Here is a 17,080-nt window from a genome sequence, read left to right as displayed (position 1 = left end):
ACATGGTGGGAAAGGTCTTTTTGGTTGGTGCAGGTCCAGGGGACGCCAAGCTGATTACAGTAAAGGGCTGGGAATCAATCGGTAGAGCGGATGCAGTAGTGTATGATCGATTGGCTAGTCCAAGACTACTCAAACAGATGAAGCCAGGCGCGGTTAAGATATATGTGGGTAAACGCCCGGATCGACATACGATGAAGCAGGAAGAAATCAACCAGCTATTGGTTGATCTTGCATTGGAAGGTAAGGTTGTGGTCCGACTTAAAGGGGGAGACCCGACGATATTCGGACGCGTAGGCGAAGAGGCTGATTTGCTACGCAAAAATGGCGTTCCTTTTGAAATTGTACCTGGTGTAACCTCAGCCATAAGTGTACCTGCTTACGCCGGAATACCTGTGACCCATCGCGACTATGCTTCCTCCATTTCCATCATTACGGGGCATGAGAGTCCGGACAAGCTTGATCGCAGCATCCATTGGGATAAAGTGACGAATGCAACAGGCACACTTATATTTATGATGGGTGTCTCCAAAATTGGATATATCAGTGAACAGTTGATTCGTCATGGACGCCCGGCACAAACGCCGGTGGCATTAATTCGCTGGGGCACAAGAGCAGAGCAGGATACGATTACAGGCACGCTAGAAGATATCGAAGCAAAAGTCATCGCTGCAAACTTCCAACCGCCCGCTGTCATTGTTGTTGGTGAGGTGGTGAACCAGCGTGAGCAGTTGAAATGGGCGGAAGCACTGCCGCTGTTTGGCAAACGCATTCTGGTAACGCGGGCACGCAGTCAGGCTAGTGAATTAGTGAACCGGATTGAGGAACTTGGCGGTGAACCTTATGAATTTCCGGTGATCGAGACCGTAATGCCATCAACGGAGTCGGCACAGGAAAGTGTCAGACAGGCTTTTGGTGCGTTAAATACGTTTGACTGGGTATTTTTCACGAGTGTGAACGGGGTGGATTTCTTCTTCCGTCATTTGGAGCAGCAGGAGAAGGATGTCCGTGCGCTCCATCAAGCGAGAATTGCTGCGGTAGGACCTTCCACTGGGGAGGCATTGCGTAAGTATGGCATCGTTGCCGAGGTCATCCCAGGGCCTTTTCAGGCCGAAGGCATGCTGGAGGCTTTCGAAAATGAGCTGAAGGAAGGCCAGAAGGTGCTGCTTCCGCACGGAGATCTTGCTCGTCCCTGGTTGCCGGAACAGTTGAGGGAGCGGGGGCTTTTGGTCACCGAGGCAATTATCTATGACACCATTCTGGCTGGCGAGGATGACGATGAACTGCTGAAGCTGCTCGAAGAGGGCGGCATTCATGCGATGACCTTCACGAGCTCATCCACCGTTACTAATTTCCTGGACATTCTAAAACGGATGGGATTACAGGATCCCTTGCCTTTATTGAAAAACGTAGAGGTTGCTTGTATCGGGCCTGTTACAGCGAACACGGCAGAAGCAGCAGGCTTGAAGGTCACCATGATGGCTGAAGAAGCAACGATTGAGAGCCTGATCTCGGTCTTGTGTGAGTGGGAACGAAAGCCTGCTACGGCTGCTGTGATTCCCCGTTGAACATATAAATTGAACGCAATCGACAGATGAAGCGTGCTGAATCATTACGATACCGGCGCGCTTCGCTTTTTGCACTATATAACTATTTAGGGAGGTTTCACACATATGAGTTTTCCAATTGTACGGCATCGCCGTTTACGTCAATCCACAGGTATTCGAAATATGGTGAGAGAGACCCATTTGACTGTGGATGACTTTATCCAACCGATCTATGTGACTTATGGTGAAAATGTAAAATCCGAGATCAAATCCATGCCGGGCGTATTCCGCTTCTCGCTGGATCGTCTGCAGGAAGAAGTGAAGGAGATTGCCGAGTTGGGTATTCCGGCTGTGCTGTTATTCGGTATCCCCGAAACCAAAGACAGTGTCGGTTCGTCTGGATTCGCGGAAGATGGCATTGTACAGGAAGCGACGAAGCTGATTAAATCCTGGTATCCTGAGCTGCTGGTTGTTGCTGATACCTGTCTGTGTGAATTCACGGATCATGGTCATTGCGGCATGGTGCATACCGTAGAAGTGGACGGTCACATTTGCGGAGATGTTCTCAACGACGAGTCGCTGGATCTGCTCGTGAAAACGGCAGTATCCCAGGCCAAGGCAGGCGCGGACATTATTGCTCCTTCCAACATGATGGACGGATTCGTTCAAGCGATCCGTGCTGGACTGGATGAGAATGGGTTCAGTCACATTCCGATTATGTCCTACTCCGTGAAATATGCGTCGGCATTTTACGGTCCATTCCGCGAAGCTGCGGATTCTACGCCGCAATTCGGAGATCGCAAGTCGTATCAGATGGACCCGGCGAACGCCCGTGAAGCATTGCGTGAAGCCGAAACGGATGTGCTTGAAGGAGCGGACATGCTGATGGTGAAGCCTTCGCTTTCCTATCTGGATGTCATACGTACGATCAAGGACCAATTCGATCTTCCACTGGTTGCTTACAATGTAAGTGGAGAGTATGCCATGGTGAAGGCAGCCGCAATTCAAGGCTGGATTGATGAGAAGAAAGTGGCGATGGAAATTCTGCTGAGTATGAAACGTGCGGGTGCAGATATGATTATTACCTACTACGGAAAAGACGCTTCACGCTGGTTGGCAGAGAAATAAGAAGTAATTAGCTTGCTTCAATAACAGCTAGGATGAACAAAACTTATTATGATTTATCAAAATATATAAAAGGCCCCCTCCAATAAAGCTTGGAGGGGCCTCATCACTAAGGAGGATGTTCATGACTGCACAACAAGGAACTCGTCGTAATGATGAGCGCTCGCGCAGCGCATTTGAAGAAGCCAAACAGTACATACCTGGGGGTGTAAACAGCCCGGTTCGGGCGTTCAAATCAGTTGGGCTTACCCCGATCTATGCAGAGCGCGGAGAAGGCTCCAAAATCTATGATATTGATGGCAATGTTTTTATTGATTATGTGGGATCCTGGGGTCCGCTCATTATGGGACATGCACATCCTGATGTTGTAGAAGCTTTGCGTGAGACAGCCCTTAAAGGAACCAGCTTTGGTGCGCCAACGCTGCTGGAGACAGAGATGGCAAAACTCGTCTGTGAACGAGTGCCTTCGATCGATATTGTGCGGATGGTGAATTCCGGTACGGAAGCAACGATGAGTGCGATTCGTCTGGCACGTGGGGTAACAGGACGCAGTAAAATTTTGAAGTTTGAAGGCTCCTATCACGGGCATGCCGACAGCTTGCTGATCAAAGCAGGATCTGGCGTAGCAACACTGGGTCTGCCGGACAGCCCGGGTGTTCCTGAAGGTGTGGCTATCAATACGATTACGGTTCCATACAATGACCTGGAGTCGGTGAAGCTTGCTTTTGAACGTTACGGTGAAGAACTGGCAGCCGTCATTGTGGAACCTGTTGCAGGTAATATGGGCGTTGTGCCTCCTGTTCCGGGCTTCCTTGAAGGCCTGCGCAGCTTGACGTCTCAATACGGCAGCCTGCTCATTTTTGACGAGGTCATGACCGGTTTCCGTGTAGGACTGAACTGTGCACAGGGGAGATACGGCGTTACACCTGACCTGACCTGCTTGGGTAAAGTCATCGGTGGCGGACTTCCGGTTGGCGCTTATGGCGGCAGACGCGATTTGATGGAACAGATTGCTCCAACCGGACCGATCTATCAGGCAGGTACATTGAGCGGCAATCCGCTGGCTATGGCAGCAGGTTATACTACGCTCAAATTGCTGACGCCAGAGGTCTATGACCGTTTGGAGACACTGTCTGCACGCTTGCAGGCTGGGTTTGAAAAGAATGCAGCAGAGACGGGCATCGCGATTACGATTAACCGTGTTGGTTCAATGGTTTGTCCATTTTTCAGTGCTGTTCCCGTTACGAATTATGATATTGCCAAAGAAAGCAACCTGGATCAATTCCGTCGTTACTTTGCGGCCATGATTGATCAAGGTGTAAGTGTTGCCCCTTCTCAATACGAAGGCATGTTTGTCTCTGGCGTGCATACGGAGCAGGATATTGACGATACGATTGAGGCAAATCGTAAGGCTCTTCAATCATTATGACGATTAAAAGTTGGAAACGCCGTGGGGAATGGCTTGAACTGATGCCAGGCAAAGTGGTGACAGGCAGTTCAGACAGACAAGCGGCTGCAGAGCAATGGCTTCTGTCTGAACTTCAGTTCCCGGAGAAATTGCTGCGTCAGCTAAAGATGAACCAGGGCATACAACTGGCAGGGGACCGGCTTCGGCTGGCCCTTTTTGCGTCTCAGCCGATTGACGTTGAGTCCAGATGGGCGGATATTGATGTTTTGTATGAGGATGATTTCTGTCTGGTTGTGCACAAACCTGCCGGAATGAAGCTGCATCCCGATGGGAGCCGTGCGGATCAAGCGATTACGCTGGATCATGCGGTAGCTTCCTACTACGAAATGAATAATATTCAGGCGAATGTACGCCATGTTCATCGTCTAGACGAGGACACGACAGGACCTGTTTTATATGCCAAAAATGCTTTTGCTCTCGCTAAACTGGATGAAGCGATGCGGCGTAAAGACATTGGACGCCATTATGTCGCCATTGCAGGCGGTCAGATATCCACAGAGTTGAATACGATTAATGCTCCGATCGGGAAGGACAGGCATCACAAGCAACGCAGACGTGTCTCGGAAGGTGGGCAGGAAGCGGTAACCCATGTAGAGATCGTGGAGGTATGGGGTAGAGCTACTCTTGTACGGCTGACACTGGATACAGGACGCACACATCAGATTCGGGTGCATTTAAGCTATGCAGGACACCCCCTCATAGGGGATGAGTTATACGGGGGCAGAAAGGATTCGATTGGCCGACAGGCGCTTCATGGTGAGACACTGAGTTTTACCCATCCGCTGACCGGCTTACGAATTGAAGTGGCTGACCCTTGGCCGGCGGATCTCGAACAACTGGCACAACGTGAAGGCAAGGACCAATAAACCGGAAAGGTTTGCACAAAAGGTGGCATGCTCATCTCATTCAAGGCATATAGATGGGGTAACGAAGGATTTGGACCATGGATCAGTCCCATGAGAAGGATCATGGTGAACATATGCCGAAAGGAGGACGCCACCTTTGTTGAATCAACCTTATGGTTTGCGGTTCGATATTTATGAGCGCGTTCATTTGTCAGAGGGAGTCCCTGCGATTGAGGAATTGGAGGAAATTGAGCTTTACCCTCGCATTCAGGTGATAGGTCAGGATGATCATGCGACATTGCGAGGCCATCTTTTGCTAACAGGTGCTTATCGGGGAGAGAACGAGATCTCGGAGGAACTCAAACATTTTATCCCGGTGGAGATCACGGTGCCACTGAACCGGGTAAGATCGCTTGAGGATATATCCATTGAGATTGAAAATTTTGATGTCGATTTGTTATCCAACCGAAGTTTGAATATTACAGGCGTATTGTCGCTTCGCGGCATTGAGGGCTTCCCGGTGGAGGAGCCGCAGGTCTGGTCAGCAGATGAGTTTACCGTTGTACATTCGCCTGACCCTCAGCAGAGTGACCGTTCAGCTAAACTGGAGCAGACAGGGAGCGATCCCAATGTATTTGCTCAGGAATACCTGCTTCAACGGAGCGAAGAGGAAGGGCTTACGAGTGCAGCAGAGCCTGCTTATGGCGGTCAAGGATTCGTTGATCCTTCTGCTGGAGATGAGACGGCACGGAATGAAGAAGAGTCGCAGCAGGCACATCTATATCAAGCTTCTCCCCAGCAGTTTCAGAACTGGCAGCAAGGGGCTGGATACGCGGAGCCAAGCCAAATATCTGCTGAAAACGAAGAGTCCTTGTCCTTGAGGGACAAAGAGGATGAAGTGCAACCGAATGTATCCGAAACGCCTTCTCCAGTTTCGTCTTTTTTGGCGGAGACAGCCGACAGGTTGGCTTCTTACCCTGAATCTGAGCCTCTGCTTCCTCTGGCTGAAGAGTCGTCAGTTTGGTCCGAGCCTTCCGTCGAGACCTTACATACGAACTCAAGGAACTCGGAGCAGGCCGATTCCAAATTGGACTCACAGCCTTCGGATGAACCGGCAGCACCGAACGTTTGGCATTTTGAATCTGCCCGATCTGAATCCAAACAAGAGGAGCAGGCGGTAGCAGATGTCCCGGCAAGTTCGCAGTCGGAGAACTGGCAGGATGTCTTCGCAACATCTGAACCGGAAATTTTGGAAGAATACAAACCTCATGAAGTATTGGACACCAATGAGTCCGCTGATGAAAAAGAAGCCTTTATCCCTGAACCTGTGGCTGAAACGGAAGACAAGCCGGAGCTCAAGGTTGCTTTTGGCAGCAAGAGAGAGTCTGCACCAAAACAGGAAGAGGGCGTAGGTATCTCCTCCTTGTTATCCTCTGGCAGAGTGACACGTGAGGCGGAAGCTGAACGGGAGCAAGAGGCACTCGCTGGAGTACTGCAGGAAGAAGCATATCAGCCTGATGATGTAGAGTGGAAGAACCTGTTTCTAGGCACCATTGTGGATCAGACCCCGTTTCGTAAGGTGAAATTATGCATTGTACAGCGTGAAGAGACACTGGATACGATTGCAGACCGATATCAGTTAAGTACCAGAGAGCTCCAGTTGTATAACCGATTATCCGAACAGGTTGTGGAAGAAGGGCAGATTCTATATATCCCTTAACTGTAGGTAGGTTCAATGTCCATTTCGACCCGTGATCCCTTGAGGATGGCGGGTTTTTGCTTTATCTGCCCTCAACCTGCATTGCAGCGCGCTTTTTCCGCTGTTGTCAGGTTGACTATCGGGCACGGGCAGGGTATGATGTGTTTAGGTTTTTTGAAGAACAACGTGGATCGGGAGTAGTAGACAGTATGACCTTTCAGAGAGCGGGATTGTAACGCTGGGAAATTCCGTAGGAACCAACTGATCGAAGTCGCCCGGGAGTTGCCTGTTTGAATACAAGGGATGAGTCATTCATACCTGAGGTAGGATGGGCCGGTCGCAGCCGTTATCTGCTTGAAGTGTCACGTAAGTGTAGGAGGGGAAGTCTGTCTTTCTATCTGCGTGAAACAAAGGTGGTACCGCGAAAGCTAACCTTTCGTCCTTTGATGGATGAAAGGTTTTTTTGTTTTTTGGCGATGATGAATAAGTAACGGAGGAATGACACATGTCTGAACAAAAAAATTCAGCTGCAACAGAAATGCCGACCACGTATGATCCTAAAGCTGCGGAACAAAAATGGTATTCCACTTGGATGGAAAATGGATATTTCAAGGCAGGCCAGCGTAAAGATGCTGAACCTTATACGATTGTAATCCCACCCCCGAACGTAACCGGAATGCTCCATATCGGGCATGCGCTCGATTTCACACTGCAGGATATTCTGATTCGTACCAAGCGGATGCAGGGCTATGATGCACTGTGGTTGCCGGGTTCTGACCATGCAGGGATTGCTACCCAAACCAAAGTCGAGCAGAAATTGCGTGAAGAAGGTCTGACTCGTTATGATCTGGGACGCGAAAAGTTTCTGGAGAAAGTATGGGACTGGAAAGACCAATATGCAACAACCATTCGTCAGCAATGGGGCAAAATGGGCTTGTCGCTCGACTATACGCGTGAACGTTTTACGCTGGACGAAGGTTTATCTCAGGCTGTGCGTAAAGTGTTTGTTCAACTGTATGAAAAAGGCCTCATTTATCGAGGCAAACGAATTATTAACTGGGACCCGGTGAACCGGACTGCATTGTCCGACATCGAGGTTGAATATAAAGAAGTTCAGGGTCACTTGTACCATCTGCGCTATCCGCTCAAAGACGGAAGTGGTTATGTCACAGTAGCGACAACTCGCCCGGAGACGATGCTGGGAGATACGGCAGTTGCTGTTCATCCGAAGGATGAGCGTTACGCAGATATGATTGGAAAGGTGCTTGTGCTGCCTATCATCGGACGCGAAATTCCGGTTATTGCAGATGAGTATGTAGATAAAGATTTCGGAAGTGGTGCCGTGAAAATTACGCCTGCTCATGATCCGAATGACTTTGAAGTGGGTCTCCGTCATGATCTGCCACAGATTACGGTGATGGATGAGACCGGTACGATGAATGCCGACGCAGGCAAATATCAGGGACTGGATCGCAGTGACTGCCGCAAGCAAATCGTTGCAGATCTGAAAGAACTGGGCGTATTGATCAACATCGAGGATCACACGCATCAGGTTGGACACAGCGAACGGACAGGAGCTGTCGTTGAGCCGTATTTGTCGACACAATGGTTTGTTGAGATGAAGCCGCTCGCGGAGAAAGCGATTGAGAAGCAACAAAGCGGTGAAGGGGTTCGTTTTGTTCCGGATCGTTTTGAGAAAACGTATCTGAACTGGATCGAGAATGTTCGTGACTGGTGTATCTCTCGTCAATTATGGTGGGGTCACCGTATTCCTGCCTGGTATGACGAGGAGACTGGAGAAATTATTGTATCTGCTGAAGATCCGACGACACTCCCAGAATACGCTGGGCGTAAGCTGAGACAGGATGAAGACGTTCTGGATACATGGTTCAGCTCCGCATTATGGCCGTTCTCTACATTAGGCTGGCCGGAAGACACAGAAGATCTGAAACGTTATTACCCGACAAGTGTATTAGTAACAGGGTATGACATTATTTATTTCTGGGTGGCGCGCATGATCTTTACCGCTCTGGAGTTCACGGAAGAGGTTCCGTTCAAAGATGTGCTGATGCACGGTCTTGTTCGTGATGCAGACGGACGCAAGATGTCCAAATCGCTCGGCAACGGTGTTGATCCGCTGGATGTGATTGAGCAATATGGCGCGGATGCTATGCGTTACATGATCTCTACCAGCAGCACTCCGGGGCAGGATCTCCGTTTCCGCTGGGAGCGTGTGGAACAGGCTCGTAACTTTGCGAACAAAATCTGGAATGCATCACGCTTCGCTCTGATGAATCTAGAAGGGTTCACCTATGAAGATCGCGATATTAGTGGAGATCTTGGAACAGCGGATTACTGGATTTTGCACCGCCTGAACGAAACTTCTCGTGATATTACGCGTCTAATCGAAGCGTATGAATTTGGAGAAACAGGCCGTTTGCTGTATAACTTTATTTGGGATGACCTGTGTGACTGGTATATCGAGTTTGCGAAGTTGTCCTTCTATGGGGAAGATCCGGTTGCCAAGAAGAAAACACAATCGGTGCTTGCTTATGTGCTGGATCAGACCATGCGCCTGATTCATCCGTTCATGCCTTACATTTCGGAAGAAATCTGGCAGCATCTGCCGCATGAGGGAGAGACGATCACGTTGGCTTCCTGGCCGGTATATGATCCTGCATTTGAGAACCCAGAAGCCGTTGCCGAGATGAATCTGCTTATGGATACCATCCGTGCAGTGCGAAACATCCGTGCAGAAGTGAATGTACCTATGAGCAAGAAAATCGAATTGATGGTGAAAGCGAACAACGCAGAGACATCCAGCATCATTGAACGCAACAGCCATTACATCAAACGTTTCTGTAATACGTCCGAGTTCGACAGCGGCCTGGATCTGAGCTCACCGGATAAAGCAATGACTGCTGTCATTACTGGGGCTGAGCTGTACTTGCCGCTGGCGGGTCTTATTGATATTGATCAGGAAGTGGCTCGTCTGGAGAAAGAGTTGCAGAACCTTGAGGGCGAAGTACTCCGTGTGGAGAAAAAGCTGGCGAACGAAGGCTTTGTTGCCAAGGCTCCTGCCAAGGTTATCGAGGAAGAGCGCGCCAAGCAAGCGGATTATTCCGATAAACGGGATAAAGTGATTGCACGAATCAAGGAACTGAAAGGTTAATGTATTCGGGTCGGATGGAGTGCTTATGCGCCATCCGGCCGCTTTTTTCAACCAAACTCAAACCAAAGGTGAATCATATGACGGAACTTAACGGGACAGAAATAGCAGCTCCTTTACTTACCTATGACGAGGCAGTCAACTGGATCAATGGCCTTATTCCTTTCGGCATCCGACCCGGATTGGAACGAATCGAGGGATTGATGTCATTGCTGGGCAATCCTCACCAGCGTCTCAAATTTATTCATGTCGCGGGAACGAACGGCAAAGGTTCGACTTGCGCTTTTTTGACGTCAGTGCTGCTTCAGGCGGGATATGATGTTGGAACCTTCACATCCCCTTATATCACCAAATTCACGAACCGTTTTCAATACAACGGGGAGGATATTCCTGAAGAAACTTTGCTCAAAATCTCGAACCGCCTGTATCCATTAGTCCAAGAGATGGCTACAACTCCCCTTGGATCACCTACAATGTTTGAGGTTTCCACGGCACTCGCCCTTCTGTATTATGCGGAAGAATGCTACCCGGACATTGTGGTATGGGAGACAGGGCTCGGGGGAAGGATGGACGTAACGAACATTGTTACACCCGTGGTATCGGTCATTACCAATATCGGTATGGACCATACGGATGTACTGGGAGATACGATTGAGGCGATTGCAGGAGAGAAGGCAGGCATTATTAAGGCGGGGGTACCCGTTGTTACCTGTGCCACGCAGCCAGAGGCTGTGAAGGTGATTCGGGAGACCGCAAAACGGTTAAGTTCAACCGTGTATCTGGCAGGAGATCGTTTCTCCTATCATAGACTGGACAGTGATGAGAACGGTCAATCCTTTCATTTTACAGGACCGTTCCGTGATCTGGACGCTCGTATTCGCATGCAGGGCATACATCAATGCGAAAATGCAGCGGGTGCGCTTATGGTACTTGAGTTACTTCGGCAATACATGGCATTTATGCTGGATGACGAAGATATTGTGCTTGGACTGGAGAATGCCTTCTGGGCAGGCCGGTTTGAGAAAGTTGTCGATGAACCCCGAATTGTACTGGATGGAGCACATAATCCGGAAGGGGCTGAATCATTGGCCAAGAGCATTATCGAAGTATATCCTCACAACAAGTTAATTTTGATGATGGGCATGCTGGCGAATAAGCATCACGAAGCGTATTTACAGCATATACTACCACTAGTGGATACGCTGATCCTGACCGAGCCAGATTTCCGACGCAAAATGGCTGCAGCCGAATTGCTGCAGATTGTCGAACGGGTACGTCCCGCCATTGCGAAACCGGAGCTGGAAATCATCGTCGAGCCTGAATGGGCAAAGGCACTTGATCTATTGAAGTCACGGACGGAAGCGGAAGATCTGGGGGTGGTGTCCGGCACATTGTACCTGATTGCAGATGTGCGGGCAGCCCTTTTGCATCAAACCGATTCTGAAAAAGGTTGGTGAAAGTTTTGTTAAATACATCGGAACACGTTCATTTTATAGGGATTGGCGGATATGGCATGAGTGCCATCGCGAGAGTTATGCTTGAGATGGGATACACCGTTACCGGATCGGATGTCGCTTCACAGGAGTTGACCGAGAAGCTGGCAGCCAAGGGAGCGAAAATATATATCGGACATACGGCAGAGCACGTAAATGGGGCAGACCTGGTTGTCTACTCTACGGCAGCTCCGGCTGATAATGTGGAGCGTGTGGCTGCCGAACAGCTGAACATCCCGATTCTGCATCGCGCCCAGATGCTGGCGCGTTTGCTGAACGAGCGCAAGGGTGTGGCTGTGGCGGGGGCTCATGGCAAAACAACCACTTCATCCATGATTGCACTCGTTATGGATAAATGTGATACAGACCCGACATACATTATTGGCGGAGAAATCATGAACGTGGGTACTAACGCCAAGGCAGGCCAAGGCGACTGGGTTGTTGCGGAGGCAGACGAAAGCGACGGTTCATTTTTGCAGTATCACCCTTGGCTCGGTATTGTAACGAATATTGAAGCGGATCACCTTGAGAATTACAACAGTGATTTTGAGGAACTCAAAAAAGCTTATGTGCAGTTCCTGAGTCAAATTCGTCCAGAGGGCACGGCCATTGTATGTTCTGATGACGAAAATGTTCAAGCTATTTTGCCAGCGTTAAAATCACGGGTGACCACATACGGGATTGACCATGCTGCTGATTATACAGCAACAGATATCGTGCTTGGTGATCGCCGAATTTCCTTTACAATGAACCACGAGGGGAATGCTTTGGGTACGGTGGAGTTGTCCGTTCCAGGTAAACATAACGTTTATAATGCGATGGCTACGGTCATCACATGCTTGGAAGCAGGTATTCCATTCGAGAAAATTACGGCTGCCATTATCCAGTTCCATGGAGCGAAACGCAGATTCCAGGTGCTGGGTGAGGCGCGTGATATGCTGATTATTGATGATTATGCTCATCACCCGACCGAGATTGAGGCTACGATCAGTGCAGCCAAAGCGACGGGGAAACGTATCATTGCAGTATTCCAGCCGCAGCGTTACACACGTACGTTCTTCCTGCTTGATGCGTTCAGTCGCGCCTTTGCAGAAGCGGATGAGGTTCTCATTACCGATATCTATTCCCCTGCGGGTGAAAAACAGATTGAAGGTGTGCACTCGGCCAGACTGGTTGAACTTATCGTTCAGAACAGTAATGCTTCTGCGCGTTATCTTCCGACAAAGGAAGAAGTTATTGCAGATTTGCAGCACCGACTTCAGCCAGGTGATCTTGTGCTCACAATGGGTGCAGGTGATATCTGGAAAGTTGGCGATACACTTGCCAAAGGGTTGAAATAATTACATCCTTAAAACCGTCTGACTTCATTTCGAAGCGGGCGGTTTTTTGCATGAAATGGAATGTTTCAGATTCTCTCCGCATATAGCTGTTATAAATGGGACAAAGGAGAGGGTACGGGGTGAGCAATGCTAGAATGACGTTTCGCTTTGGGGATAACGAGTCGGACAAGCCTGAAAACAAGGGGATACCCACATCCAGCACATTTGCCGCTTTGAGTGAAGAAATTCCGCACAGTCCAACACCGTTGCCAACGCCATCGCGGTTAAATACAACACCTTCATGGACACCAGAGGATATACCCGGAGACTGGGGAGAGACGATGCTGACAGGCTCCACTGTACCTCAACCTTACCAAAGAACGAACAAGAATGAGATACTTGATGAGCCCGAATACAACTATAATCACCTTACTGCATATCCGGGAGATGAGGACGAGAGCAGATCGGACGAGAATTATGGTGATCATAATTGGATTGCAGATAGTGAAAATTACTCTTATAAGCGAAATCGTCCCCCGAGGGGCTGGAAAATGATTGGTTCAGTTACCGGTGCGCTTGTAACCGGGGCCCTCTTCGGCATGGTTATTCTTTCTTTTTTCAATCGGGAAGGGGCCGTAGATCCTGGGAGCAAGATTCCCGCCAATCAGGCGGTGTCGGCTGTGACAGGTCAGGGGGGAGTGGCTGGTTCGGAAAAGCAGCTCCAAGCAGCAACTACAGGCGGCAGTTATTATGCACTGCAATACGGTGTATTCAGTTCTCCTGAACGCGCTGAACAGGCGAAGGTGGAATTGTCCCAGGCAGGTATTGCAGCAGGCTCCGACCCGGAGGATGGTAATCGGGTATACGCAGGCATTTCGGCTGACCGTGAGGAGGCCAAGCTGCTTAGCACAAGGCTTAAGGCCGAAGGTGTGGAACTGTACGTCAAGGAAATCGTCAACCCTGAAGTGAATCCAGCAGTATTCGGCGGAAAAGCAGAGGATGTTCAGCAGTTCTTCGCAAGCGGATCAACTTTGGTAGAACAACTGTCTACCCTCTCGATCCAGCAGCTCGGTCAAGCTGTTCCTGAAGCCGTCTCAGCCGAAACGATGACTGCACTACAGAACCAACATGAACTCTGGCTGACTGGTTTGAATAGTATTGCACCGGGTCTGAGTGCAGACGTTCAACCCTATGTATCCGCGATGGAGAAATCGATGAACAGTGCGGTAACCGCACTTGCCGAATACAACAAAAATCCGGCGAATGTGCATATGTGGTCTGTACAGTCCGATCTGATGGAATATGTATTACAGCAAAAAAAATGGCTTGAGGCGATAAAACAGTAATCAACGCTTTCCCATAACACAGCCTTGAAATACCTGTCCGGCAAGGAACTGGAAATAGTTCCCCTTGCCGGATTTGTGTTTGTATTGACGTACAAAACCCCGTATAATAATGTGGGTGTCAAAAAATGGCGAGGGAAGATCACCGATGAAAAAAAACTTCGGCATGTTATTGCTGTTTCTGCTGCTCGGCTGGCTGGCCGGTGCGTGGATCGCCAAGGCACTGCAGCCTGTAAAGGCCGTTGCCTTTTTAACGAAAGCCACGACCATTCGTTGGTCGCCGCAGGCTGATCTGGATATTATCAGTTATGATATTTCACTTCAATTTCAAATGAGCCTCCTGAGTCTGATTGGTATTATTGCTGCTGTATGGCTGTATCGCAGGTTATAGGAGAATGACGAATTTTGACGAAGAAACTAAAAAAATGATATCTACTAGCGTGATCCGATAGGATTGTCGCCGTAGCATAAGGGGCCGGTTATTTTGGATAAAACAAAACAGCGTCGCATTATTCTGGCTTCCACTTCGCCACGGCGTAAAGAACTGATCGCATCACTCCATCTAGCTTTTGAAGTAATACCAAGTCATGCCGATGAAGATACACCGCCGGAATGGACTCCTGAACAGACGGTACAGGAGCTTGCGATGCGTAAGGCGCTTGCCGTTTATCGTGGGCTGGAAGGCCGTGAACAGGATGCGGTTATCGTGGGTAGTGACACAGTTGTCGTTCTGGACGGTGATATTCTTGGCAAACCCTTAGACGAAGCGGACGCTGAACGTATGTTATCTCGTTTACAGGGACGTGTACACCGTGTTTTCACGGGAGTAGCCTGTATTGATGCAAACAATGGGCAATCTATGGTTCAGTATCGACAGACTGATGTAACGATGAAGGAACTGTCTGAAGCTACGATTCTTGCGTATGTTCAGACCGGGGAGCCTTCGGACAAGGCAGGATCATATGCCATTCAGGGCATTGGTGCTTCACTGATAGACCGTGTTGAAGGATGTTATTTTAATGTGGTGGGCCTACCGTTGTCCTTGCTTAGCGATATGCTGGATGGATTCGGCATACATGTACTGCCGCGTACATGAAATTCCGCAATTGACGATCTGAAAAGAGGGAACATATGGAGTCGCCTCAATATATGATGCGCGACATCCCCCAGGAAGAACGCCCGAGAGAACGCATGATGGAATACGGGGCGGGCGCCTTAAGCCATGCTGAATTGCTGGCGATTTTACTTCGAACGGGTACAAGACAGGAATCCGCAGTGCATATGGCACAGCGGATTCTGACCGAAGCGGGTGGAATTCGCTCGTTGATGGATTTGAGCCTGGAAGAACTGACTGCGATGAAGGGAATCGGCATGGCCAAGGCTGTACAGCTGAAAGCCAGCATTGAGCTTGGTCATCGGATTGCGAAGAGCAGACTTACACAGTCCACTTCCATCCGTACCCCTCGTGATGCGGCCGATATCCTTACCGAACAATTACGTTACTTGCAGAAAGAACACTTTGTGTGTCTTTTCCTGAATAGCAAAAACCACATTATTGCCCAGGAAACACTCTCCATGGGTAGCCTTAACGCTTCGATTGTACATCCGCGTGAAGTGTTCCGGGCTGCCATCAAATGCAGCAGCGCCTCTATTGTGTGCGCACACAACCATCCCAGTGGTGATCCTACACCTAGTCCAGAGGACATCCAAATAACCAAAAGACTGATCGAAGCCGGCGCAATTGTTGGCATAGACGTGCTGGATCACATTATTATCGGAGATGGAACGTACGTAAGTTTGAAGGAGAAGGGCTTAGTATAATATAATGGTTGGCGTTGATGTTTTCCTATGAATGTTGACGGCGTTGTCCGTAGAAGATAGGTTCACTTTACACATGCAAAGCAATGCAACACAAAACAAATGCGAATATTAGCTCCGCCATTGTGGTGGGAATGAAAATGAAACGCTCTTGATGAACTGGGGCGGCTATATGAGGCAGAAAAGGAGATTACGTCATGTTTGGTGGTTTTACGAAAGATTTGGGTATTGATTTGGGGACAGCGAATACTTTGGTTTATGTACGTGGAAAAGGAATTGTGGTGCGCGAACCTTCGGTTGTCGCTATACGGACAGATACAAAAAGCATCGAGGCAGTAGGTGAAGCCGCCAAGAAAATGATTGGACGTACACCAGGGAACATTCGTGCCATTCGTCCAATGAAAGATGGCGTTATTGCCGATTTTGATACAACGGCAACGATGATCAAATATTTCATCCGTGAGGCGCAGAAACAACGCTCCATGTTCCAGCGTCATCCTAACGTAATGGTATGTGTACCATCCGGGATTACTGCGGTAGAACAACGTGCCGTTGAAGATGCAACAAAACAAGCCGGTGCGCGTGAAGCCTACACAATTGAAGAGCCTTTTGCAGCAGCAATCGGTGCAGATCTTCCGGTATGGGAACCAACGGGAAGCATGGTTGTCGATATTGGTGGCGGTACAACAGAAGTGGCTGTTATCTCCCTGGGTGGGATTGTAACGAGTCGTTCGGTTCGTGTAGCTGGTGACGAGATGGATGAGTCCGTGATTCAATACATTAAACGCCAGTATAATCTGATGATCGGTGAACGTACATCGGAGCAGTTGAAGATGGATATCGGATCAGCTATGCCGCTTGAGCAAGTGGAAACCATGGAAATTCGTGGACGCGACCTCGTTACAGGCCTGCCGAAGACAATTACGATTACATCGGATGAAATCAGCGAAGCTCTGGCGGATACGGTGAATGCCATTGTTGAAGCTGTAAAAGTAACATTGGAGAAATGTCCTCCTGAGCTGGCAGCAGATATTATGGACCGTGGTATTGTTCTCACAGGTGGCGGCGCATTGCTTCGCAATCTGGACAAGCTGCTTGCTGGTGAGACAGGGATGCCTGTTATCGTAGCAGAGAACCCGCTCGATTGCGTTGCAATCGGAACAGGTAAAGCGCTTGAGAATATTCATTTGTTCAAGAGCAGAAGCAGTTCGGCAGTTCGCTCCAAACGATAATTGATATCTCCCCCTGCTTGGCTCG

The 17,080-nt window shown here is 49.2% G+C and carries 13 protein-coding genes and 1 other annotated feature; all 13 genes read left to right on the top strand.

What is annotated here, in order from left to right; translation table 11 throughout:
• Positions 1 to 2 precede the first annotated feature (2 nt).
• On the top strand, positions 3 to 1,565 hold the full coding sequence (cobA, locus tag P364_RS0131485; RefSeq protein ID WP_024633981.1) for a uroporphyrinogen-III C-methyltransferase: 1,563 nt from the start codon (positions 3 to 5) through the stop codon (positions 1,563 to 1,565).
• 105 nt (positions 1,566 to 1,670) lie between these two features.
• A complete protein-coding gene (gene hemB, locus P364_RS0131480; RefSeq protein ID WP_024633980.1) occupies positions 1,671 to 2,672 on the top strand; it encodes a porphobilinogen synthase in 1,002 nt (333 codons plus the stop codon).
• Positions 2,673 to 2,793: 121 nt separating this feature from the next.
• Positions 2,794 to 4,098, top strand: coding sequence for a glutamate-1-semialdehyde 2,1-aminomutase (hemL, locus tag P364_RS0131475; protein ID WP_024633979.1), 1,305 nt, complete (start codon positions 2,794 to 2,796; stop codon positions 4,096 to 4,098).
• Entirely contained in the window at positions 4,095 to 5,003 is a 909-nt protein-coding gene (locus P364_RS0131470; RefSeq protein WP_024633978.1) for an RluA family pseudouridine synthase, read from the top strand. Before hemL ends, P364_RS0131470 begins: the two co-directional genes overlap by 4 nt.
• A 136-nt stretch (positions 5,004 to 5,139) precedes the next feature.
• The gene (locus tag P364_RS0131465; protein ID WP_024633977.1) at positions 5,140 to 6,702 is read left to right on the top strand and encodes a LysM peptidoglycan-binding domain-containing protein; all 1,563 of its coding nucleotides are present in this window, start codon (positions 5,140 to 5,142) and stop codon (positions 6,700 to 6,702) included.
• Positions 6,703 to 6,859: 157 nt separating this feature from the next.
• Positions 6,860 to 7,128: a binding site (T-box leader), on the top strand.
• A 58-nt stretch (positions 7,129 to 7,186) separates the two neighbouring features.
• Entirely contained in the window at positions 7,187 to 9,853 is a 2,667-nt protein-coding gene (locus tag P364_RS0131460) for a valine--tRNA ligase (RefSeq protein WP_024633976.1), read from the top strand.
• A 77-nt stretch (positions 9,854 to 9,930) separates the two neighbouring features.
• Positions 9,931 to 11,307, top strand: coding sequence for a bifunctional folylpolyglutamate synthase/dihydrofolate synthase (locus P364_RS0131455; RefSeq protein ID WP_024633975.1), 1,377 nt, complete (start codon positions 9,931 to 9,933; stop codon positions 11,305 to 11,307).
• Positions 11,308 to 11,363: 56 nt separating this feature from the next.
• Positions 11,364 to 12,683, top strand: coding sequence for a UDP-N-acetylmuramate--L-alanine ligase (gene murC, locus P364_RS0131450; protein ID WP_052016840.1), 1,320 nt, complete (start codon positions 11,364 to 11,366; stop codon positions 12,681 to 12,683).
• Between the two features lie 119 nt (positions 12,684 to 12,802).
• Positions 12,803 to 14,008: an SPOR domain-containing protein gene (locus P364_RS0131445; protein ID WP_024633973.1), complete on the top strand. Its 1,206-nt coding sequence runs from the start codon at positions 12,803 to 12,805 to the stop codon at positions 14,006 to 14,008.
• A gap of 145 nt (positions 14,009 to 14,153) precedes the next feature.
• On the top strand, positions 14,154 to 14,396 hold the full coding sequence (locus P364_RS0131440) for a DUF4321 domain-containing protein (protein ID WP_024633972.1): 243 nt from the start codon (positions 14,154 to 14,156) through the stop codon (positions 14,394 to 14,396).
• 93 nt (positions 14,397 to 14,489) lie between these two features.
• Positions 14,490 to 15,101, top strand: a complete 612-nt coding sequence (locus P364_RS0131435; protein ID WP_024633971.1) for a Maf family protein — start codon at positions 14,490 to 14,492, stop codon at positions 15,099 to 15,101.
• Positions 15,102 to 15,136: 35 nt separating this feature from the next.
• Positions 15,137 to 15,826, top strand: a complete 690-nt coding sequence (radC, locus tag P364_RS0131430) for a RadC family protein (RefSeq protein WP_024633970.1) — start codon at positions 15,137 to 15,139, stop codon at positions 15,824 to 15,826.
• A 194-nt stretch (positions 15,827 to 16,020) separates the two neighbouring features.
• Entirely contained in the window at positions 16,021 to 17,055 is a 1,035-nt protein-coding gene (locus P364_RS0131425) for a rod shape-determining protein (RefSeq protein WP_024633969.1), read from the top strand.
• The last annotated feature ends 25 nt before the right edge of the window (positions 17,056 to 17,080 follow it).

Origin of the sequence: Paenibacillus sp. MAEPY2, from assembly GCF_000499205.1 — a bacterium.
Classification (GTDB): domain Bacteria; phylum Bacillota; class Bacilli; order Paenibacillales; family Paenibacillaceae; genus Paenibacillus; species Paenibacillus vandeheii.
The sequence above is the reverse complement of the archived record's forward strand: the minus strand, read 5'-3'. Positions and strand labels throughout refer to the sequence as shown.

Bases quoted from the DNA above. Each gene is read 5' to 3' on its own strand.
- murC (WP_052016840.1), top strand. From the start codon at position 11,364: ATGAGTGCCATCGCGAGAGTTATGCTTGAGATGGGATACACCGTTACC.
- P364_RS0131455 (WP_024633975.1), top strand. From the start codon at position 9,931: ATGACGGAACTTAACGGGACAGAAATAGCAGCTCCTTTACTTACCTAT.
- hemB (WP_024633980.1), top strand. From the start codon at position 1,671: ATGAGTTTTCCAATTGTACGGCATCGCCGTTTACGTCAATCCACAGGT.
- P364_RS0131470 (WP_024633978.1), top strand. From the start codon at position 4,095: ATGACGATTAAAAGTTGGAAACGCCGTGGGGAATGGCTTGAACTGATG.
- hemL (WP_024633979.1), top strand. From the start codon at position 2,794: ATGACTGCACAACAAGGAACTCGTCGTAATGATGAGCGCTCGCGCAGC.
- radC (WP_024633970.1), top strand. From the start codon at position 15,137: ATGGAGTCGCCTCAATATATGATGCGCGACATCCCCCAGGAAGAACGC.
- P364_RS0131460 (WP_024633976.1), top strand. From the start codon at position 7,187: ATGTCTGAACAAAAAAATTCAGCTGCAACAGAAATGCCGACCACGTAT.
- P364_RS0131425 (WP_024633969.1), top strand. From the start codon at position 16,021: ATGTTTGGTGGTTTTACGAAAGATTTGGGTATTGATTTGGGGACAGCG.
- P364_RS0131440 (WP_024633972.1), top strand. From the start codon at position 14,154: ATGAAAAAAAACTTCGGCATGTTATTGCTGTTTCTGCTGCTCGGCTGG.
- cobA (WP_024633981.1), top strand. From the start codon at position 3: ATGGTGGGAAAGGTCTTTTTGGTTGGTGCAGGTCCAGGGGACGCCAAG.